Below are 20,516 nucleotides of genomic sequence, written 5' to 3'. Positions count from 1 at the left end.
CCATCATAACGCTGTGACGTCATGACGTCACAGCGATTGGTCCGAAACAGCGTCAGGCCCGCGCCGATGGGCGCGAGCGCAGCCAGTGGTACAGGGCTGGCAGCACCAGCATGTTGAGGGCGGTGGAGCTGAGCAGGCCGCCGAGGATTACGATGGCCATCGGGGCCTGGATCTCGGTGCCGGTCTCGCCCAAGCCCAGGGCCAGCGGGATCAGCGCCAGCGCGGCGGTCAGTGCGGTCATCAGGATCGGGGTCAGCCGCTCCAGCGCCCCGCGTTCCACGGCCGCGTCCAGCGGCACGTCTTCGGCCGCCAGGCTTTGGTAGCGGCTGATCAGCAGCAAGCCATTGCGCACGGCGATGCCGAACAGGGTGATGAAACCGACCAGGGCCGCGATGGTCATCACGCCACCCATGGCGAACACCGCGATTACCCCGCCGATCAGGGCCAGCGGGATGTTGACCATCACCAGCAGGACCAGGGTCAGCGAGCGCAGGGCCAGCTGCAGCACCAGCAGCATTGCGACCAGGACGCCGGCGGATACGATGACGATGGTCCGGGTGGCCTGCGCCTCGGCCTCGAACTGGCCGCCCAGCTCCACGCGATACCCCTCGGGCAGCGTCACCTGCTCGCCGATGGCGGTGCGGACCTCGCGGGCGGCGCCATGCAGGTCGCGACCCGCCACGTTCGCACTGACCACCAGGCGGCGTTCGGTATTCTCCCGATTGATCTGGTTGGGGCCGCGTTCGATCCGGGGTTCGGCGACCTCACCCAGACGGATGTGGTGTCCGGTGGGCGTGCGGATCGGGATGTCCGCCAGGCCGTCGATCACGCGGTGTTCCGCCGGCAGGCGCACGACCAGGTCGAAGCGTCGTTCGCCCTCGAAGATCTGCGCGACGCGCGCGCCACGCCAGGCGGTCTCGATGGTCTCGGCGGCGTCCGCCACGGTCAGGCCGTAGCGGGCGAGGGCGGTGCGGTCGGCATGCAGCCGGATCTGGGGCACCGCCGCGACGGGCTCGACCGACAGGTCGACGATGCCGTCGATCCCTTCCAGGGTCGCCTCGATCTGCTTCGCCAGACGCTGCAACTCGCCCAGCCCGGGGCCAAAGACCTTCACCGACAGGTTTGCGCGCACGCCGGTGAGCATGTGGTCAATGCGGTGCGAGATCGGCTGGCCGATGTTGAACTGCCCGGGGAAGGCGGCCAGTCCCGCGCGCAGCTCCTCGAGGAACGCCTCCTTCCCCTGCGGTAGCGGGCCCAGACGGACATCCAGTTCGCTGAGGTGGGGTGGTTGGGTATGCTCCGCCCCCTCGGCACGTCCGGTGCGGCGGGCGGCGGACAGGATCGCATCCTGCTCCAACAGCCAGCGCTCGACCTGGCCGGCCATCTCCGCCGAGGTTTCCAGGCTGGTTCCGGGCGGCGTGGCCATCTCGATGGTCAGGCTGCCCTCGTTGAAGTCGGGCAGGAACGATCGCCCCAGCAGCAGCGTGGCCGCCAGCGTGGCCACGGCGAGGATGGTGGAGAGCGCGAGGATGCTGCGCCGGAACCGGAGCGTGGCGCGCAGTAGCGGGCGGTAGCCGCGTTGCAGCAGGGCGGCCACCGGCGGTTCGCGCCCGGCATTGCGGCGCGCGATCGCGGGCAGCAGCCAGCGGGCGAGCACCGGCGTCACGGTCAGGGCCACCATCAGCGATGCGGCGATCGCGATCAGGTAGGCCACCCCCAACGGCTGCAACAGGCGACCCTCTACCCCGCTCAGGAAGAACAGCGGGGCGAACACCAGCATGATGATCACAGTGGAGAAGACCACCGGGTAGCGCATCTCCGAGCAGGCCTGGCGCACGGTCTCGTCCAGGCTGGCGCGATCGCGATCGCCGCCATTCTCGCGCAGGCGGCGATAGATGTTCTCCACGAAGATGATGGCGTCATCGACCAGCGCGCCGATGGCGATGGTCATGCCCCCCAGGGTCATGGTGTTGATCGTGATGCCCAGTGCCTGCAGGGCCAGCAGGGCGATGGTCAGCGACAATGGAATGGCGAGGACCGAGATCAGCGTGATCCGTACGCTCAGCAGGAACACCAGCAGGATCAGCACCACGAAGATCGCCCCGTCGCGCAGGGCCTCGGCGACGTTGGCCACCGCCGCCTGGATGAAATCGGCCTGACGGAACAGGTTGGGTTCGAGGGTGATGCCCTCGGGCAGCCCCGCTTCCAGCCGCGCGAGCGTCGCGTTGATCGACCGGGTCAGTTCGAGGGTGTCGGCATCCGGCTGTTTGGAGACGGCCACGACCACGCCGGGGTGCCCATTCACGCCGCCATCACCGACCGGGATGCCCGGACCCATCGCGACCTCCGCGACATGCCGCACCAGGATCGGCATGTCGTCGCGCACGGCGACCACGGCCTGTTCGATCTCATCCAGGCGTTCGGCGCGACCGAGAAAACGGATCAGGTAGTCCTGTCCGCCGTCGCTCAACCGGTCGCCGCCCGCATTGCGGCTGGCCTGCTGCACAGCGTCGCGGACCTCCACGAGATTCAGGTTGAACGCCGCGAGGCGCTCGGGGGCGACCTGCACCTGGTACTGGCGGACCTGGCCGCCCAGGGTGGTCACCTGGGCCACGCCGGGGATGGCCTCCAGCTGGCGCGCCACTACCCAGTCCGCGACCTCGCGGGCGCGCATGCCGTCCTCGCGGGCGTCGTCGCGTACGCCCAGATAGGCGATCTCGCCCATGACCGAACTGATCGGCCCCAGCTGCGGGGCGGCGACTCCCGCGGGCAGTTGCGTTTGCACGCGGCCCAGGCGTTCGTTGACCACCTGCCGGGCCTGGTAGATCGCCTCGCCCCATTCGAACTCCACCCACACCAGCGAGAATCCGGCCACGGACTGCGAGCGCACGCGGCGCACCCCGGATGCGCCGCTCACCGCGGACTCGATCAGGTAGCTGACCTGCTGTTCCACCTCCTCGGCGGCCAGGCCGGGGGCCTCGGTCATGACCGTCACGGTGGGCGCGGTCAGATCGGGGAACACGTCGATGGGGGCCTGGCTTGCCTGCCAGGCCCCCAGCAGGAGGATGCCCAGGGCCCCGGCCATCACCAGCAGACGGTTGGCGAGGGACCATCGAATCAGTCGATCCAGCATGTCGCCATCCCCTTAGTGCGCGTGGCCGTGGCCAATGTCGTCGGAATCCCGGCCCGCCAGCAGTACCGCATAGGCGCCCCGGGTTACCACGCGCTCGTCCGCCTCGATGCCGGAGAGGATCTCCACTCGCCCGGCGGAGCGGGCCCCGGTACGGACCGGACGTCGCTCGAATGACTCGCCCCCGGTCTGCACGACCACGATCGGCACGCCATCGTCGTCGATCAGCGCCCCGACCGGGAGCGTGATGCGATGGCGGGGCGGCCCGGCGGCGAGCGAGATCGTTACCGGCATGCCGGGACGGTATCGGTTGTCTGCGGCTTCCAGGGCGAAGGCGACCGGAAGCGTCTGCCCCGGGCCCTCGAAGGCACCGCCTTCCCACACCGGTTCGCCCCCGACGGTCCGCCACTCGCGACTGCCCGGTTGGCGCACGGCCGGGTCGGCCAGCGACGTAACCCGTTCCAGATCCGCCGGATAGAGGTGCGCCACCAGCCACAGATGCTCGCCGTCCAGCACGCTGGCCAGGCGCTGGCCGGCCTGTACGACCTCCCCGGGGCTGACATCCAGGGATTCCACCCGGCCGCCCGCCGGGGCGCGCAGGGCCAGCGTCCCGGAAACGGCGCTGCCGTCGAGCCGTTCCTGGCGATCGCGGGCGTCGTCCAGTTCGGCCCGCGCGGTGTTGCGCTCGCGACGGGCTTCCACGACCCGGCTGTCGGCGATCACGCCCTCCTCGGCAAGACCCGTCAGACGTTCCAGGTCGGCCTCGGCCGCGGTCAGGCGTTCCTGTGCCCGGGCGAGTTCCAGGGCCAGGCCGCTGGAGGTGCCGCTGTCCGGCAATACCGCCAGGCGCATCAGGCTGTCGCCGGCGTGCACCTCGCGCCCGGGCGCCGGCCAGTCCCCGTCCGCCGTAATGATCCCATTGGCTGGTGCGACCAGTCGGGTGCGTTGGCCGGGTACCTCGCGGATCGTCCCGGGGACCTCGATACGTTCGGCGAACGGCTCGTAACGGGCTGGGGCCGTGGCAAACCGCATACGCCACTGCGTCTCCTTGAGGAAGGTGATCGTGTCGTCGGCATCGTGTGCGTGTCCCTCGTCGTCATGTCCGTCGTCGTCGTGCGCGTGCCCGTGGTCATCCTCGTCGTGGGCGTGCCCCTCGTCGCCGGGGTGCGCATGGTCGTCCTGGTGGTCATGGCGGTGCCCGCCGGGGACCGTCACCTGCCCAAGGGTGCTTTCGCGGATGCCGTCGGCATCTTCGTGCACGCCGGTCAGGTAATAGCGCCCGGCTTCCGGCAGTTGCAGGGTGACGGCGAAGATGCCCTCGCGGTCGAGATGGGCAGTGGCTTCGCTGAATACCTCCCCGTAGCGGTTATGCATCTGCAGGGTCAGTTCCCCGGTGGTGACTGGACGGAAGTCGTCCAGCCAGGTGGCGTGGACCAGGAAGGTCTCCGAGGCCCCGGGCTCCAGGGGCCCGGCCTCCACGAACCATTCCAGTCCCGCATCCCAGTGGGTGATCTCGAGGTCCTCGGCCAGGATGGGGCCGGTCGCCAGGCCCAGAACCAGCAGGGTGACGAGACGTGCGATCCGGTGGGTGATCGGGTATGTCATTGGGTGTCCTCCACGAGGCCGAGCCCCGCTGCGATGCGCAGTTCGCGCCACTCCGCCCAGCTCTGGGCGAGCAGATCCTGTTCCTGCTCGATCGCGTTGAAATGGGTGTTGTAGGCCTCGAGAACTTCCAGTAAAGAGGCTTCGCCGCTCTCGTAGCCGCGGTAGGTCAGGTCGCGTACCCGCCGGGCAGGCGCCAGCGTCTGGTTGCGGTGGCGATCGAGTTCGTCCAGCAGGTGCGCCAGGTGCACGCGGCTGATCTCGACCTGGCGGGTCAGGTCGCGGCGCAGGGCACGGACCTCGGTCTGGCGCGTGTAATGGTCCGCCACGGATTCGCGGACGCGTCCCTGGTTGCGGTCCCATAGCGGCAGCTCGAGCTGCAGCGCCACGCCGGTGGAGGTCTCCCGGCGGCCGTCGATCACGTCGCGCTCCTGAAACAGCCGGATGCCGATATCCGGGCGCCCTGCGGCACGTGCGCGGGCAATCTCCAATTGCGCGGCCTGTTGCTGTTCGGACGCGGCCCGCAGGGCGGGGTGCTGGTCCACTACCGTCTGTGGTTCGATCCTGGCGGGTGCCGGGGGTGGGTCGTCGAAGGCGGGGGCGGTGCCCAGCTCGGTGGGGTGCCGGTCGAGCCAGGCGGCCAGGGTGGCGCGGGCCTCGGTCCGCTCGCCCTCGGCGGCCTCCAGCTGGCGCACGGCCTCGGAGCGGAACAGGTCGATGCGCAGCCGCTCGCGTTCGGACAGGTCGCCGCGTTCCTGTCGCAGTCGGGCAATGCGCTCCAGGCGCTGGGCCTCGTCCAGACGCTCGCGCGCCAGGTCAAGCCCCGTCTCCGCCTGCTGCCAGGCATGAAATGCCGCGCCGATGTGGCCTTCCAGCTCCAGGCGCTCGGCGTGGGCCCGCGCCTCGGTCGCGGCGAGTCGGGCGGCCGCGGCATCACGCCGATGTCCGATCTGCCCCCATAGCGGGAGCGGCTGGGTGACGGCAATCCCGCTCAGCGCGTAACCGCCGCGCTGGTCTTCCAGCCCCATGCGGTCCGATGCCTCGGCCTCCAGTGTCGGGTTGGGCCAGCGCCCCGCCTGATCCCGCGCGCCGCGCTGGGCGTCAATGCGGTGTTCGAAGGCTTCGGCCTCGGGGGCCACGGACAATCCGTGAGCAACCGCCCGGTCCAGGGTCCAGCGTCCCGAGTCCGCGAGCGCAGCGGGTATGCAAAGCAGTCCGATCAGTCCAGCGACCGACCAGGCAAAAACCGAATACGGCATGGGAAGCACTCCCCATTGATGACGATCCAGGCTGCGCCCCCGGGGAGGCGTCAGCGCGCTACGTTCGAATCAATGGGTCAGGCGGGCGGCCCGCGCAGAGGCGGTGCGAGCCAGGGAGGGGATGCGCGAAGGGGGTGGGTAAGGTCCGCGATGCGAGGAGGTGCGCGCGGGGTCGCCACGGACCGGTCGCCGGCCGTTGTTGGCAGCGCCGCGCCGGGCAGATCGATAACGGTTACCGGCTTGCCAGTGGCCTGCGGAGTCAGGTCGACCTCGGCCGACTCGTCGTGATGGTGGGCGTGCCCGGAATCGTGCGCCGCATGCGGCGATGCGTCGTGCGCGTCGCCCACGTGCAGGTGCAGCCCCGCGCCCTGCAGCAGGGGCATGGACAGCATCAGGCTCAGGACCAGCAGGGCGTGCAGCCACGTATGACGGTTGGCAGTGCGCATCGCGCCGCAATCTACGCCGGGTCCAGGACAAGGGCAAGACGCCACGCGTGCATGGGTTGCGTAAATGGCGCCCCGGGGGCTCCCGGGAGCCGGTTTCAGTCGGATAGCGCCGGGTAGTCGGTGTAGCCGTGTTCGTCGCCGCCGTAGAAGGTGGCTTCGTCCCACTCGTTGAGCGGGGCGCCCTGACGGAAGCGCTCGGGCAGGTCCGGGTTGGCGATGAACGGGCGGCCGAAGGTGACCAGGTCACAGCGTCCGGCAGCGATGCGCTCGCGGGCCTCGTCGGCGCTGTAGGCGCCATTGCCGATGTAGGTTCGGCTGAAGCGCGCGCGGATGGCGTCGATGATGGATTCCGGGCGGCCGGTTTCGTGATTGCCCTGGAAGGAGTCCTCCACCACCTCGATGTAGGCGATGCCGGCGGCGTCCAGGGCCTCGGCGAAGGCGCTGTAGGTCGCCAGCGGGTCGGCGTCGTGCATGCCGTTGAAACTGCCGGTCGGGCTCACGCGGATGCCCACGCGCTCCGGACCCCAGATCTCGATCACCGCGCGCACCACCTCCAGCGGCAGGCGGATGCGGTTCTCCACCGAGCCCCCGTAGGCGTCGGTGCGGTGGTTGCTGCCACTGCGGATGAACTGGTCCAGCAGGTAGCCGTTGGCGGCGTGGATCTGCACGCCGTCGAAGCCCGCCGCCTTGGCATTCTGCGCGCCCTGGCGATACTGCTCCACGATGCCCGGCAACTCGTCGAGTTCCAGCGCGCGCGGCTCCAGTACTTCAACCATGCCGGATTCGGCACTGATGAAGGTATAGGCGCCCTCCGGCTGGATCGCGGAAGGGGCGACCGGCTTCTGACCGTCGGGTTGCAGCTCCGGGCGCGAGATGCGGCCGACGTGCCACAGTTGCGCCTGGATGCGTCCCCCGGCGCCATGCACGGCCTCGGTGACCTTGCGCCAGCCGTCCACCTGCTCCTGCGAGTGGATGCCCGGGGTGAACGCATACCCCTTGCCCTGCGGCGAGACCTGCGTCGCCTCGCTGATGATCAGGCCGGCACCGGCACGCTGCGCGTAGTACTCGGCGTTCAGATCAGTGGGCACGTCGCCTGGCTGCCCGGCGCGCGAGCGCGTCAGCGGGGACATCAGCACCCGGTTCGGCAGCTCCAGCGGGCCCAGGCTGTACGGGCGAAAAAGCGCGTCATCGTGCTTGGTCATGGGGTCTTCCTTTGGGTTCGTATCGATCCGTGCTGCGAGTCGGACCCGGATCAACCGAACACGTTCCTTTCAGACGGGAGCACTCCGCTGATTCACGGTCGGACACCCGGTTCGGCCGCCTCGATCAGGGCACGTGCGCGCTCGGCGATGTAGTGTGCGGGGCGGGCCAGGGCCTGGTCCAGGGTGATGCTGCCGTCGCACAGGGCGCGGGCGTCGCTCAGGCCGAAGGCGCCGATCTCGGCCTCGTCGCAGGCGATGGCGCCGGCGATCGCCACCACGGGGACCTGCAGTTCCCGGGCGCGGCGCACGACTTCTGCTACCACCTTGCCGTGCGAGGTCTGGCCGTCCAGCTGGCCCTCGCCGGTGATGACCAGATCGGCCTCGCGGATCGCGGCATCCAGCCCGATGAGTTCGGCCAGGTAGCCCGCGCCCATGCGTGCGCTACCGCCGAGGACGCAGTCCAGCGCGAAGCCCAGTCCGCCGGCGGCGCCGGCGCCCGGGGTGTCGGTGGGACGATGGAGGTGCCCGGCGGCATCAATGCAACGGGCCAGATGCTCCATATGCCCATCCATCGCCGGGATGTCGGCCGCCTTCAGGCCTTTTTGCGGGCCGAATACCGCCGCCGCGCCATGCGGCCCGGTCAGGGGGTTGTCGACGTCGTTGAGCACGGTGATGTCGATGCGGGCCAGGCGCGGGTCCAGTGCGTCGAAATCGACCCGTTCCAGATCGGCCAGGCCCGCCGGGTGGGGCGCAAGCGCGTGTCCCTCGGCATCCAGGAAGCGCACGCCCAGGGCCGCCAGCATGCCCGCGCCGCCATCTACCGTGCCGCTGCCGCCGAGGCCGATCATCAGGTGTTCGGCGCCGGCGTCCAGGGCCGCCCGCATCAGTTCGCCGACACCGAAGCTGTGGAGCTGCCAGGGGTCGTGCCGGTCGTCGGGAATCCGGTCCAGCCCGCAGGCGGAGGCGACATCGATCACGGCCCGCTGCTCGCGGTGATCGCAGCCCCAGCCAGCGCTCAGGTGGGCGCCGGTGGGGCCGGTCACATCCGACAGGTGCCAGGCCCAGCCAAGGGTGTGGCTGACCAGCCGCGCCGTCCCCTCGCCGCCATCCGCCATGGGCAGGGAGCGTACCCGGGCATCCGGGCGGGCGGCGTGCACCCCGCGGGCCATGGCGGCGGCCACGTCCTCGGCCTCCAGGCTGCCCTTGTAGCTGTCCGGGCAAACGACGACCCGGAGTTGACCAGGGGGACGCTGATTAATCTGCACGTTCGCGCTCGAGTCGATTCTGCGCGCTGACAAGGCGCGGTGAGTGAAGTGTAGCCGAGCTACATGAGCGAGCTGCAACGCCGTCAGCGCACAGAATCGGCTGAGCCCCTCCGGGGTTGGTGCCCCCTGTTCCCCGATGCTGCGTTGCGCCGCTTGCGGGTAGAACCACTAACCGCTGCACGACGCGCCTTGTCTCGGGAAACAGGGGGCACCAACGCGAGCGTGCAGATTAGTCAGCGTCCCCCTAGACAAAGATCAGGCCCAGGATGTAGATGGTGATCATCGCGCTGATGCCCTGTAGCAGCGTGGCGGTGGTGAACACCTTGTACGCGGTGGACACCTTCATGCGGCTGAACTGGGTGACCACCCAGAAGAAGCTGTCGTTGGCGTGCGAGACGGTCATCGCACCGGCACCCACGGCCATCACGGCCAGGACCATGCCCATGGTCGAATCCAGCCCCAGCGAGGCCAGCATCGGCGCGATCATGCTGGAGGCGGTGACCAGTGCCACGGTGGACGAGCCCTGGGCGGACTTCAGCGCCGCCGCGATCAGGAACGGCACCAGCAGGCCCAGGCCCAGGCCGCTCAGCAGGTCACCCAACTGGTCGCCGATCGGCGTCTCGCGCAGCACGTTGCCAAACGCGCCCCCGGCCCCGGTGATCAGGATGATCGGGGCCGCCAGCAGGATCGCATCGACCGTCATCTGGTGGAAGCGGTCCTTGATGCCGGCGCCCTTGATCAGCAGCAGCGCGAAGATCACGCCGATGGCCAGGGCCACCACCGGGGTGCCGAGGAAGATCAGTGCGTTGGCGAATATCCCGGCCTCGGTGTCGCGGGTGGCCAGCAAGGCGACGGAGCCGATGGAGATCAGCACGATCGGCGCCAGGATGGGCATGAACGCGCCCAGCGTGGTCGGGCGGTGCTCCAGCTTGATCTCTTCCCTCTCGACCTCCTGCCCGGTGGCCTCGCTGATCGGGTCCGGTTCCAGCAGCTCTTCGTCATTGGCATGCGCGTAGCGGCTGGCCCACAGCCAGCCCACCGCGGCCGCTACGGCCGAGACGAACAGCCCGACCAGGATCACCAGGCCCAGGGCATCGGCGATGCCGATGTTGCTGGCGGCCGCAATCGGGCCGGGGGTAGGCGGCACGAAGTTGTGCGTGGCGAACAGACCGGTCGCCAGCGCGACACTCATGGCCACCACCGAGATGCCGGCGGTCTTGGCCAGCGCGTTCTTCAGCGAGTTCAGGATCACGTAGCCGGAGTCGCAGAACACCGGGATGGACACGATGTAGCCGATGATCGAGACCGTCAGGGTGGGGAAGCGGTCGGACAGCGCGCGGATGATCGCCTCCGCCATCACCACGGCCGCGCCGGTGCGGTCGAGGATGACCCCGATGATCGTGCCCAGGGCGATCACGATGCCGATGTAGCCCAGGGTGCTGCCGAAGCCGTCGTTGATGACACTGATCGCCTCGCGCGGCGCGATACCGCCGATGAGTGCCATCGCGAAGGCGGCGATCAGCAGGGCGAGGAACGGATGTACGCGCAGTTTCGCGGTGGCGAACACCAGCGCGGCGACGACCACAATCAATCCGATAATCAGCATGTCGCGTCCTTTTGCCTTTTTATGAGTATCGATCCGGAGTCTAGACGTCCGTGAGCGGTTCGGTGTCCCGTGATTGGTCTGGGCGCTACAATCCAGACGCCATTGCTTGCCAGGGGATTCCTTCATGCATCGTGTTATCGCGTTTTCGGGGTTGGTGGGCGCGAGCCTTGCGCTGGTGATGTCCGCATCGGCCGCGGCCAATCCGTATTCCGGGCTGCAGGAGCGCGAGATCAAGGCACTCTCCGCACAGGAGACCGAGGACCTCCTCGAAGGGCGCGGCATGGGGATGGCGCTGCCGGCCGAGCTGCACGGCTATCCGGGCCCGCTGCATGTGCTCGAGGTGGCCGAGGAACTGAACTTGACGGCCGAACAACACCGCGAGACCGAGCGGCTGTTCGAGACCATGCGGGAGCAGGCGCGCGAACTGGGCCGGCGCATCGTGGAGCGTGAAAGCGAGCTGGACGCGCGCTTCGCGGAGGGCGGGATCTCCAGCGAGACCATCGAGACGCTCACGGTCGCGATCGGCGAGCTGCGCGGCCGTCTGCGCCACCTGCACCTGTCCTACCACCTGAAGATGGACGCATTGCTCAGCGACGAGCAGAAGGCGCACTATCGGCAGGCCCGCGGTTATCACGGCGAGGCGGAAGACCGCCCGGGGCCTGAGCATCACGGCCACGAAGGTCACCACCACTGAACGCCCGTGCCCTTGCCGGAACGGAACTAACCGGCCGGGGCTGTGTTCGATTGAAAAGACGATCGGAGCGCGCATGACGGGAGCCCTGAACCTGGATCTGAACCGGCCGGTGGTCGTGGAGACGGCGGCGCAGCCCTGGAGCGGCAGCCGTGCCGACGGCGTGGTGCGCAAGCCGCTGGAGCGCGAACAGGCGGAAGCGGGCCGCGCCACCAGCATCGTGCAGTTCCAGCCCGGAGCCCGCTTCCCGCCGCACACGCATGCGCTGGGCGAGGAGATCCTGGTACTGGACGGCGTGTTCTCCGACGAAACCGGTGACTATCCCGCTGGCACCTACCTGCGCAATCCGCCGGGTTCCCGCCATATGCCGCACTCGGATCCGGGCTGCACGTTGTTCGTGAAGCTGGAGCAGTTCGCGCCCGAGGACCGCGAGAAGGTGGTGGTGGATACCCACTCGGCGCCCTTCCAGCCGGGCATCGGCGGCTTGCGCGTCCTGCATCTGCACAGCTTTGGGACCGAACACACCGCACTGGTGCACTGGCCGGCGGGGGAGCATTTCCAGCCCCACCGGCACTGGGGCGGGGAGGAGATCCTGGTGCTGTCCGGCGAATTCATCGACGAGCACGGACGCTATCCCGCCGGCACGTGGATCCGCAGCCCGCATTCGAGCCAGCACGATCCCTGGGTGGAGGAGGAGACGCTGATCTACGTGAAGACCGGTCACCTGTGATGCCCTGCGCCCGGGCCTGCGCTTTCACAGGGTAAGGTGACCGAAGGCGCCCGGGCCGGGTACAGGGACCCCCTTACACCGGAGCAGGCCGATGCAGCAGCCCGAATCCCAGCAGGACCAGGACACTGTCCTCGACCCGTATCGTGCCCGCATCCGGGCGGCATACGGGGCCGACGAGGCGGCCGTGTTGCGCGACCTGCGGGCCGCCATCCGGCTGGATGCCGAGGCCCGGGCCCGCATCGCTGCCGAGGGCGCGCGGATCGTCGAGCGGGTGCGTGCCGAGACGTCGCCGTCGATGATGGAGAGCTTCCTCGCCGAGTACGGCCTGTCCACCGAGGAGGGTGTCGGCCTGATGTGCCTGGCGGAGGCCCTGCTGCGGGTGCCGGACGCCGAGACCATCGACGAGTTGATCCAGGACAAGATCGAGCCCTCTGACTGGGGCGCCCACCTCGGGCATTCCTCGTCGTCGCTGGTGAACACCTCCACCTGGGCCCTGATGCTGACCGGCAAGGTGCTGAGCGACGACCCGCAGCGCCCGGCCGCCGCATTGCGCGGGTTGATCCGCCGCGTTGGCGAGCCGCTGGTGCGCACCGCAGTGGCGCAGTCGATGAAGCTGCTGGGCCGCCAGTTCGTGCTCGGCGAGACGATCGCCCAGGGGATGCGCAATGCCCGCGAGATGGAGCGCGAGGGCTATACCTATTCCTACGACATGCTGGGCGAGGCCGCCCGCACCGATGCCGATGCCCGGCGCTATCATCAGGCCTATGCCACGGCGATCGCCGAGATCGCGAGGCAGGCGCAGGGCGACGTGCGCTCCAGCCCCGGCATCTCGGTCAAGCTCTCCGCCTTGCATCCCCGTTACGAGTACACCCACCGCGCGACGGTGATGGCGGACCTTGTGCCGCGGGCGCGGGAACTGGCCCGGCAGGCAGCGCGCGCCGGAATCGGTTTCAACATCGACGCCGAGGAGCAGGATCGCCTGGAGCTGTCGCTGGACGTGATCGAGGCCCTGCTGGCGGATCCGGAGCTGGCCGGCTGGGACGGCTTCGGCGTGGTCGTGCAGGCCTACGGCCGCCGCGCGGCGGCGGTGATCGAGGCGCTTTGCGCCCTGGCGGAGCACCTCGACCGGCGGATCATGGTGCGCCTGGTCAAGGGCGCCTACTGGGATACCGAGATCAAGCTGGCACAGGAGCTGGGCGTGGAACACTTCCCGGTGTTCACGCGCAAGGTGAATACCGATGTCAGCTACATCGCCTGCGCGCAGATGCTGCTGGACCGGCGCGACCGCATCTACCCGCAGTTCGCCACCCACAACGCGCATACCTGTGCGGCGGTGCTGGCCATGGCCGGAGACGATCGCGACGGCTTCGAGTTCCAGCGCCTGCACGGCATGGGCGAGTCGGTGCACGCCACCGTCAAGGCAACGGCCGGCACCCGCTGCCGCATCTACGCCCCGGTGGGCGCGCATCGCGACCTGCTGGCCTATCTCGTGCGTCGCCTGCTGGAGAATGGCGCCAACAGCTCCTTCGTCAACCAGGTGGTGGACAGTGCGATCCCGCCGGCGGAGATCGCCCGCGACCCGCTCGCCGAGCTGGATGCCCTCGGCGATGCCATCCCCAACCCGGCCATTCGCGACCCGGCCGATCTCTACCAGCCGCAGCGGCAGAACTCGCGTGGCTACTGCGTCAACGAACCCGCCTCCATCCTGCCGCTGCTCGAGGCGCGCGAGGCCTTCGCGCGGACGCGCTGGCAGGCGGCGCCGATGCTGGCCGCGGGGCATGTGCCACAGGGCGAACCGCGCGACGCGGTTTCCCCCGCCGATCCCGACGACGTGGTGGGGGAGGTGCGCGAGGCCACGGCGGCGGAGATCGAGCACGCCCTGCGCGCCGCATTGATGGGGTTTGTCGACTGGTCGGCGCATCCGGTCGCGGCACGGGCGGACCTGCTGCGTGCCATCGCGGAGCGTTACGAGGCGCACGCCCCCGAGCTGATCGCGCTGGCTAACCGCGAGGCCGGCAAGACCGTCTGGGACGGCATCGCCGAGGTGCGCGAGGCGGTCGACTTCCTGCGCTACTACGCCGGCGAGGCCGAACGGCTGGAACAGGAGGCGGAGCTGGAGCCGCGCGGGGTGTTCGTTTGCATCAGCCCGTGGAACTTCCCGTTGGCGATCTTCACCGGGCAGGTCGCCGCGGCCCTGGCGATGGGCAATACCGTGCTGGCCAAGCCGGCCGAGCAGACCCCGCTGATCGCCACCCGCGCGGTCGAGCTGATGCGCGAGGCCGGCCTGCCGGAGACCGCCCTGCAGTTGCTGCCGGGTGACGGCCCGTCAGTGGGCGGGCCGCTCACCGCCGATCCGCGTATCAGTGGGGTCTGCTTTACCGGCTCCACCGAGGTGGCGCAGCGGATCCATCGCGGTCTGGCGGACAACGCCGGGCCGGACGCCGTCCTGATCGCCGAGACCGGCGGGCTGAACGCGATGATCGTCGACAGCTCCGCGCTGACCGAACAGGCGGTGCGCGACATCCTCGCCTCCGCCTTCCAGTCGGCCGGCCAGCGCTGCTCGGCGCTGCGCATGCTGTATGTGCAGGACGAGGCCCATGACCGCCTGATGGAGATGCTGCAGGGCGCGATGGACGCGCTGACCATCGGCGATCCCTGGCAGCTGGCAACCGACGTCTCGCCGGTGATCGATGCCGAGGCACAGGCGGATATCCGCGACTACCTGAAGGCACAGGCGGAGAACGGCCGACTGGTGAAGTCGCTTCCGGTGCCGGAGGCGGGGCGCTTCGTCGCGCCTTCCATCGTCCAGCTCCCGGGGATCGAGGCCCTGGAGCGCGAGGTGTTCGGGCCGGTCCTGCATGTCGCGCGCTTTCGCGCCCGGGACCTGGACGCCGTGGTGGATGCCATCAATGCCCGCGGCTACGGCCTGACCTTCGGCCTGCATACCCGCATCGACGATCGCGTGCAGCAGGTGGTGGAGCGTCTGCGCGTCGGCAACCAGTACGTCAACCGCAACCAGATCGGCGCCATCGTCGGCTCCCAGCCGTTCGGCGGCGAGGGACTCTCCGGCACCGGCCCGAAGGCCGGCGGGCCGCTGTACCTGACCCGTTTCGGGCGCCGGCCCGGCACACCTGCGGAGGTACCCGCCGCGCCGGAGCCGGGGGGCGAAGGCGTCGCGCGCACGGTCCTGCAGCGGGCCCTGGACGCGCTGGATGCCGGTGACTGGGCCGCGCGCACGGATCGCATGGAGGTACTGCGCCGCGCGCTGTCGGAACGCACGGGTCTGCCGCGCAAGGCACTGGCCGAGACCGCGGCCCTCTACATGAGTCCGCAGACGCTGCCGGGCCCGACCGGCGAGAGCAATCGCCTGAGCCTTTATCCCCGCGGCCCGGTGCTGTGCCTGGGGCCGGGTGCGGAGATCGCGCTGGCGCAGGCGGTGCAGGCGCTGGGGGCGGGGTGCCCGGTGCTCATGGTGGCCCCGGGCGCCGAACGTGCCGTGCGGGCCCTGCACCGGGCGGGCGTGCCTGTGGCCGGGATCGATGGCGTGGTGGAACCGGGCACGCTGACCGCGCTGGACGGTCCGGTCGCGGTGGCGGCGGCCGGCGCGAGTGACTGGACCCGTGCGCTGCGCCAGGCGCTGGCGCAACGCGACGGGGCGATTGTCGCGCTGGAGACCGCCCCCATCGCGCCCGAGCGCTACGTGGTCGAGCGCCACCTGTGCATCGACACCACCGCCGCCGGCGGCAACGCCAGCCTGCTGGCGGCGGCCGACGGATCGGAATGAGGCATCACGCCCCAATGACGACGCGTACCGACGGGGCTGCGGACCCTCATCTACACTCGATCGAGACGCGCCCGAGCACCAACGCAACAGGGCCATCGGCCTGATACGAGGAGACGCTCCATGGATATCAATATGCCGATGCCCACTCTGGTGACCTTTGCCGCCTATCTGGCGGCGATGCTGATCCTCGGGATCGCGGCCTACCGCACGACCACCACGCTGTGCGACTACGTGCTCGGCGGACGTCGCCTGGGGCCGGGGGTGGCCGCGCTGAGTGCCGGGGCCTCGGACATGAGCGGGTGGCTTCTGCTCGGGCTGCCCGGTGCGGTCTACGTGTCCGGGCTGTCCGAGTTGTGGATCGGGGTGGGGCTGGTGGTCGGGGCGCTGCTGAACTGGCTGTTCGTGGCCGGGCGCCTGCGGCGCTTCACCGCGCTTGCGAAGGACTCGCTGACCATCCCGGACTTCCTCGAGAACCGCTTCGAGGACCGTACGCGTATCCTGCGGGTGGTCTCCGCGATCGTGATCCTGGTGTTCTTTACGCTCTACATCTCGGCCGGTCTGGTCGGGGGCGGGCTGCTGTTCCAGAGCTCGTTCGGCATGGACTACGAGACCGCCGTGTGGGTCGGCGCCATCGTGATTATCAGTTACACCTTCCTCGGCGGCTTTCTGGCGGTGAGCTGGACCGACTTTCTGCAGGGCATCCTGATGTTCCTGACGCTGCTGGTGGTACCGATGTTCGCGGTGGTGCTGATCGGCGGCTGGGGCAGCGTGCAAAGCGAGGTCGCCGCCGTGGACCCGACCCATGCCCAGGTGCTCCAGGGTATGACCTTCCTTGGCATGCTCTCCCTGCTGGCCTGGGGTCTGGGCTATTTCGGTCAGCCGCATATCCTGGCGCGCTTCATGGCGCTGCGCTCCGAGCGGGATGTACCGCGTGCGACGCTGATCGGCATGACCTGGATGGTCCTGGCCCTGATCGGCGCGGTGGCCACTGGCTACATGGGGATCGCCTACTTTGCCGACGCCCCGCTCGCGGACGGCGAGACCGTGCTGATCGAGCTGATCCGCGCGCTGTTCAATCCCTGGGTAGCAGGCATCCTGATGGCGGCGATCCTCGCCGCGATCATGAGCACCATCGACTCGCAACTGATCGTCTCCGCCAGTGCCATCACCAACGACTTCTATCGCGGTATCCTGCGCAGCGAGGCCGGGGCAACCGAGCTGGTGTGGATCAGCCGCGCCGCGGTGCTGGGGGTCTCGCTCGTCGCGCTGCTACTGGCCATGGCGCCGGAGGCCGGGGTGCTGGATCTGGTGGCCTACGCCTGGGGCGGGTTCGGCGCGGCCTTCGGCCCGGTGATCATCCTGGCGCTGTACTGGTCGCGGATGACGCGCAACGGGGCACTGGCCGGAATGGTGGTCGGCGCGGTCACCATCATCCTCTGGAACCAGGCCGAAGGAGGCCTGTTCGACGTCTACGAGCTGCTGCCGGGCTTCATCTTTGCCACCGTGGCCATCGTCGTCGTCAGCCTGCTGCCCGGCGGTCCGTCCGAGTCGGTCCAGCGCCAGTTCCAGGAGTCGCGGCGGCGCCCGGCGGAGTAATCCCGGTCCCCGGGAACCGGTCGATGGCGGCCTCCCGGGCCCACTGGAGGGCCAAGGCTCGCTTGGCCCGTGGCGAGGTCTGCTTGATCCGGTGTTCCTCCCGCAAGGCCTCGTTGCGCGAGGCAAAACCCCGGGCTGCCAGTAGCTGCACGGGCCGGTGCATGCGGGTGAAGCGGGCTCCGCGGCTGGCCGCGTGGGCGGCCATGCGCGCCGCCAGCTGCGGCGTGATCCCGGTGTAGATGCGGCCGCCCCGGCACTCCAGCAGGTAGACGTACCAGGTCCCGTCGCGCTGTTCCGGCGCGGCCACGGCCGGTGTCATGGTCATGGGGTGTGCCGGGCCGGCCGGGCTCAACGGCGCTTCTTGCGGCGCTTTTGGCCCACCTTGATGCGCTGCAGCGCGGCCTGCAGCTCGGCATGCGCCTCCTTCGGGATGGAGGCCGAGCCGCGCAGGCGCAGTCCGTTCTGGCGGCGGATCGCGGTCAGCCGCCCCTTCTGGATACCGTAGCGTCGCGCCACATCCCGCACCGTGTGCTGGAACGTCTTTGGCGGATCACCGCGGCGGGCCCGCGGATGACCGTCCTCGATCTCGATGCTGAAGATGATGCTGACCTGCCAGATCAGCAGGGCGCCCGCGACCAGCAGCAACGCAATCATCAACAGCAACGAGATCAGCATGGCGTCCCCTCCAGTGGGATGGGCCCGAAGCGCTCGGGCCTTGTGCAAATGGACTGGGCTGATCGTAGCACCCGAGTGCGGTCATGCGAGCCCGTGTGCGCCAACCGGACGGCGCTGGTCTGAACTTCCGCATGCTGGCGGAGGGCGGTGATGTGGAAACAGAATGTTCTGTGTGCGCAATAAGAGATATAATGTGCCATATGCACTGAATTGGAGGCGCGCCATGAACACTGCGGAAGCCCTGGCTCCGGAACGCGCCGATATCCTGCGCGAGGCGCTGGTCAATGCCGGGAAGGCGCTGGGCCTGACCCAGGCGGAGCTGGGCGAGGTGGTCGGACGCGGGCGTACGGACATCAGCCGGGGCAACATCGATCCGGCCAGCAAGCCGGGTGAGCTGGCGCTGTTGCTGATTCGCTGCTATCGCGCGCTCTATGTCCTCACCGGCGGGGATGCCGGTGCGATGAAACACTGGATGCAGACGCACAACCACCACACCGGAGGCGTGCCCGCCGAGCAGATCCGCACGGTTCAGGGTTTGGTGGGGGTGCTGGAGTACCTCGACGCGATCCGCGGCAAGCTATGAGGGCAACCTGACATGCCGGACTGGGATGCCCTGGTCGAAGCGGCGCCGCGTGTCATGCTGAGAGGGGAGGTCTTGCGCCTGGTGGAGAGCCAGGAGCAGGTTGCCACCAACCAGATTGTCAGCTCGCTCGACCGCCAGGCCGTGCTGGAAGAGATGCTGGAGGCCACCAAGCCGCCCCGGCGTCCGGGCACCGAACGGCTGCATTATCTCCTCGCCACGCCGTTTCGCTACCCGCCGCTACGTCACGGATCGCGCTTCGGCCGTCGCCACGAACCCAGCCTGTTCTACGGCGCCCTGCGCGAGCGCACGGTCCTCGCCGAGGCGGCCTACTACCGGTTTGTGTTCTGGCATGGCATGGCGACCCCGCCGCCACGCAAGCTCGACACCCAGCACACCCTGTTTGTCGCACGCTACCAGACCCCGAATGGCTTGCAGCTCCATCAGCCCCCGTTCGCTGAACACGCGGACCTGTTGCGTCATCCCGCCGACTATCAGGCCACCCAGGCCCTGGGCGCCGCGCTGCGCGAGGCCGGCATCGACCTGTTCGAATACCCGTCCGTCCGCGATCACGAGGCCGGCCTGAACCTCGGGCTCTTCAATGCGCGCCCGTTTACCCGCAACAAACCCACGCGCCAGGATCCCTGGCTGTGCCAGCTCACCGCCGACCACGTCCGTTTCCTCAAGCCCCGCGACGGCGCCCTGCACGACTTTCCCCTGACCCAATTCCACTACCAGGGCCGGCTGCCGCTACCCGCCTGACAGCCGTACCCACACCGGCCATTGCGAGGCCTCGCAGAGGCCGTGGCAATCGGTCGGACCCGCCCACAGGGCCTCGATCCCCTCCCTGTGAATGTGCTGCGGAGTCCGGGCTGGAACCCGCATGGCTGTTGTGCCTCATGGAGACTGTGCGATCTCGGAGCGATCGGTGTCGAGCCGGATCCAGGGAACGCCGAGGCGGCCCGGGTATTCCTCCAGCAGCAGCCGGTCACCTGCTCGAACGGAGTGGTATAGCCAGCGATCGACGCGGATTCCGCGCTTCTCTTGAGGGCCGTTCCACCCAGAAAGTTTCAGGTAGTGAAGGGTATAGCCACGCCCCCGCTCGGCCGTCTTGTCGCGCACTTCAACAGGGTGCCCCAGAGCGGAGGACCGATCAAAACTCATATTGACGTCCCGAAGAAGCCCGTAGCTGGTCATGGCAGCGCCGATCAATCCGGCTAAAGCCAGTTCGATCAGGACAAGGTGGGTACGGGAGGTGCGTCCCAGCCAGGCGATGGTCACGGCCGCCAGCAGCGCGAATACGACGATGCCCGTGCTTATCGAAAGCGACACCATCTCCGATGCTCGAATGGGGCCGGGGAGGGGCCAGAAGATTCTCTGGTGCAGAAATAGAAAGCCGGTGATCAGCATGGCGGAGCTGATGCTGACGATCAGCACGGCCTTCCAGGCCAATGGGTCTTTCTGCCCACGAGCGGTTTCGGGAATCTCCGATTCCATGGCTTCGGAGAGCTCGCGAAGCAGCGGGACGAACGCCTTCAAGGGTGCCGAAAGGCGACTACGGCTCCGGCGTCTTTGCGCCACGACCTCGACCCATACCCGCTCGCATCGTATGCGCAACTGCCTAAAGCGGAGTCCGTTGGCTTCGCACTCACGGTAAATGCGCAGCATGGCCTCCTGCGTTGTCCCGCACGCTTTCAGCGTCCGGCAGAGCGGTGCCTGGTCGGCGACCAAATAGAAGGTCCGGTCGAATTCGGTGTTGCCTGTGCGGCAGGCCACCGAAAGCCCTATGGTGGTGAACAGCACATCCCACCAGCGACGCACTTTTACGCGGAACTCGACATCCGGTGCCGGGTAGTAGCCAATGCGCTCCACGGGTGCGGAATGGCGGCCTCGGTAGACATAGTTATAGAGCGGGTCCCCGAGTGGGGGCGCTTGTTGGTGACCCGGTAC

The 20,516-nt window shown here is 68.8% G+C and carries 15 protein-coding genes and 1 pseudogene; 6 read left to right on the top strand and 10 right to left on the bottom strand.

Going from position 1 to position 20,516, the window contains the following annotated elements; translation table 11 throughout:
* Nucleotides 1–52 precede the first annotated feature (52 nt).
* The 7 genes from D575_RS0113225 to D575_RS0113195 all read right to left on the bottom strand — a co-directional run bounded on the left by D575_RS0113225 (nt 53) and on the right by D575_RS0113195 (nt 10,510).
* Entirely contained in the window at nt 53–3,133 is a 3,081-nt protein-coding gene (locus D575_RS0113225) for an efflux RND transporter permease subunit (protein WP_018146399.1), read from the bottom strand.
* A 12-nt stretch (nt 3,134–3,145) separates the two neighbouring features.
* The gene (locus D575_RS0113220; RefSeq protein WP_018146398.1) at nt 3,146–4,735 is read right to left on the bottom strand and encodes an efflux RND transporter periplasmic adaptor subunit; all 1,590 of its coding nucleotides are present in this window, start codon (nt 4,733–4,735) and stop codon (nt 3,146–3,148) included.
* Nucleotides 4,732–5,991, bottom strand: coding sequence for a TolC family protein (locus D575_RS0113215; RefSeq protein WP_038032320.1), 1,260 nt, complete (start codon nt 5,989–5,991; stop codon nt 4,732–4,734). Before D575_RS0113215 ends, D575_RS0113220 begins: the two co-directional genes overlap by 4 nt.
* 77 nt (nt 5,992–6,068) lie before the next feature.
* Nucleotides 6,069–6,437, bottom strand: a complete 369-nt coding sequence (locus tag D575_RS0113210) for a hypothetical protein (protein ID WP_018146396.1) — start codon at nt 6,435–6,437, stop codon at nt 6,069–6,071.
* Between the two features lie 95 nt (nt 6,438–6,532).
* Nucleotides 6,533–7,639 (bottom strand): alkene reductase, encoded by a 1,107-nt coding sequence (locus D575_RS0113205; RefSeq protein ID WP_018146395.1) that lies wholly within the window; start codon nt 7,637–7,639, stop codon nt 6,533–6,535.
* 92 nt (nt 7,640–7,731) lie between these two features.
* Nucleotides 7,732–8,898, bottom strand: a complete 1,167-nt coding sequence (locus D575_RS0113200) for a glycerate kinase (protein ID WP_081612151.1) — start codon at nt 8,896–8,898, stop codon at nt 7,732–7,734.
* 250 nt (nt 8,899–9,148) lie between these two features.
* The gene (locus D575_RS0113195) at nt 9,149–10,510 is read right to left on the bottom strand and encodes a GntP family permease (protein WP_018146393.1); all 1,362 of its coding nucleotides are present in this window, start codon (nt 10,508–10,510) and stop codon (nt 9,149–9,151) included.
* Between the two features lie 124 nt (nt 10,511–10,634).
* Here D575_RS0113195 and D575_RS0113190 point away from each other — a divergent pair, with 124 nt between their 5' ends.
* From D575_RS0113190 to putP, 4 genes are all read left to right on the top strand, one after another.
* Nucleotides 10,635–11,204: a Spy/CpxP family protein refolding chaperone gene (locus tag D575_RS0113190; protein WP_018146392.1), complete on the top strand. Its 570-nt coding sequence runs from the start codon at nt 10,635–10,637 to the stop codon at nt 11,202–11,204.
* Between the two features lie 73 nt (nt 11,205–11,277).
* Nucleotides 11,278–11,931, top strand: a complete 654-nt coding sequence (locus D575_RS0113185) for a cupin domain-containing protein (RefSeq protein WP_018146391.1) — start codon at nt 11,278–11,280, stop codon at nt 11,929–11,931.
* Between the two features lie 91 nt (nt 11,932–12,022).
* Entirely contained in the window at nt 12,023–15,715 is a 3,693-nt protein-coding gene (gene putA, locus D575_RS0113180; protein WP_018146390.1) for a bifunctional proline dehydrogenase/L-glutamate gamma-semialdehyde dehydrogenase PutA, read from the top strand.
* 120 nt (nt 15,716–15,835) lie between these two features.
* Nucleotides 15,836–17,311, top strand: coding sequence for a sodium/proline symporter PutP (gene putP, locus D575_RS0113175; RefSeq protein ID WP_018146389.1), 1,476 nt, complete (start codon nt 15,836–15,838; stop codon nt 17,309–17,311).
* A 10-nt stretch (nt 17,312–17,321) separates the two neighbouring features.
* On the opposite strand, the pseudogene D575_RS14320 reads toward putP, so the two are convergent.
* Nucleotides 17,322–17,636, bottom strand: a pseudogene (locus D575_RS14320) (GIY-YIG nuclease family protein); the annotation flags it as partial.
* A 23-nt stretch (nt 17,637–17,659) separates the two neighbouring features.
* On the bottom strand, nt 17,660–17,986 hold the full coding sequence (locus D575_RS0113165) for a DUF3634 family protein (RefSeq protein ID WP_018146387.1): 327 nt from the start codon (nt 17,984–17,986) through the stop codon (nt 17,660–17,662).
* A gap of 223 nt (nt 17,987–18,209) precedes the next feature.
* Between D575_RS0113165 and D575_RS0113160 the strand changes: the two genes are divergently transcribed.
* Both D575_RS0113160 and D575_RS0113155 read left to right on the top strand, forming a co-directional pair.
* Complete coding sequence (locus tag D575_RS0113160) at nt 18,210–18,569, top strand: MbcA/ParS/Xre antitoxin family protein (protein WP_018146386.1); 360 nt, start codon at nt 18,210–18,212, stop codon at nt 18,567–18,569.
* A gap of 12 nt (nt 18,570–18,581) precedes the next feature.
* Nucleotides 18,582–19,328, top strand: a complete 747-nt coding sequence (locus D575_RS0113155) for an RES family NAD+ phosphorylase (protein WP_018146385.1) — start codon at nt 18,582–18,584, stop codon at nt 19,326–19,328.
* A gap of 135 nt (nt 19,329–19,463) precedes the next feature.
* Here D575_RS0113155 and D575_RS0113150 read toward each other — a convergent pair whose 3' ends face one another.
* The gene (locus tag D575_RS0113150; RefSeq protein ID WP_018146384.1) at nt 19,464–20,438 is read right to left on the bottom strand and encodes a hypothetical protein; all 975 of its coding nucleotides are present in this window, start codon (nt 20,436–20,438) and stop codon (nt 19,464–19,466) included.
* Nucleotides 20,439–20,516 lie beyond the last annotated feature (78 nt).

The sequence above is a fragment of the Thioalkalivibrio sp. AKL6 genome, assembly GCF_000376905.1.
Lineage (GTDB): Bacteria > Pseudomonadota > Gammaproteobacteria > Ectothiorhodospirales > Ectothiorhodospiraceae > Thioalkalivibrio > Thioalkalivibrio versutus.
Note: the sequence above shows the minus strand (reverse complement) of the source record. Positions and strands in the feature narration are given on the sequence as shown.

Excerpts from the sequence above, each read along its gene's own strand:
- D575_RS0113205 (WP_018146395.1), bottom strand. The coding sequence starts at position 7,639 with ATGACCAAGCACGATGACGCGCTTTTTCGCCCGTACAGCCTGGGCCCG.
- putA (WP_018146390.1), top strand. The coding sequence starts at position 12,023 with ATGCAGCAGCCCGAATCCCAGCAGGACCAGGACACTGTCCTCGACCCG.
- D575_RS0113165 (WP_018146387.1), bottom strand. The coding sequence starts at position 17,986 with ATGCTGATCTCGTTGCTGTTGATGATTGCGTTGCTGCTGGTCGCGGGC.
- putP (WP_018146389.1), top strand. The coding sequence starts at position 15,836 with ATGGATATCAATATGCCGATGCCCACTCTGGTGACCTTTGCCGCCTAT.
- D575_RS0113155 (WP_018146385.1), top strand. The coding sequence starts at position 18,582 with ATGCCGGACTGGGATGCCCTGGTCGAAGCGGCGCCGCGTGTCATGCTG.
- D575_RS0113215 (WP_038032320.1), bottom strand. The coding sequence starts at position 5,991 with ATGCCGTATTCGGTTTTTGCCTGGTCGGTCGCTGGACTGATCGGACTG.
- D575_RS0113185 (WP_018146391.1), top strand. The coding sequence starts at position 11,278 with ATGACGGGAGCCCTGAACCTGGATCTGAACCGGCCGGTGGTCGTGGAG.
- D575_RS0113220 (WP_018146398.1), bottom strand. The coding sequence starts at position 4,735 with ATGACATACCCGATCACCCACCGGATCGCACGTCTCGTCACCCTGCTG.
- D575_RS0113210 (WP_018146396.1), bottom strand. The coding sequence starts at position 6,437 with ATGCGCACTGCCAACCGTCATACGTGGCTGCACGCCCTGCTGGTCCTG.
- D575_RS0113190 (WP_018146392.1), top strand. The coding sequence starts at position 10,635 with ATGCATCGTGTTATCGCGTTTTCGGGGTTGGTGGGCGCGAGCCTTGCG.
- D575_RS0113225 (WP_018146399.1), bottom strand. The coding sequence starts at position 3,133 with ATGCTGGATCGACTGATTCGATGGTCCCTCGCCAACCGTCTGCTGGTG.
- D575_RS0113195 (WP_018146393.1), bottom strand. The coding sequence starts at position 10,510 with ATGCTGATTATCGGATTGATTGTGGTCGTCGCCGCGCTGGTGTTCGCC.
- D575_RS0113160 (WP_018146386.1), top strand. The coding sequence starts at position 18,210 with ATGAACACTGCGGAAGCCCTGGCTCCGGAACGCGCCGATATCCTGCGC.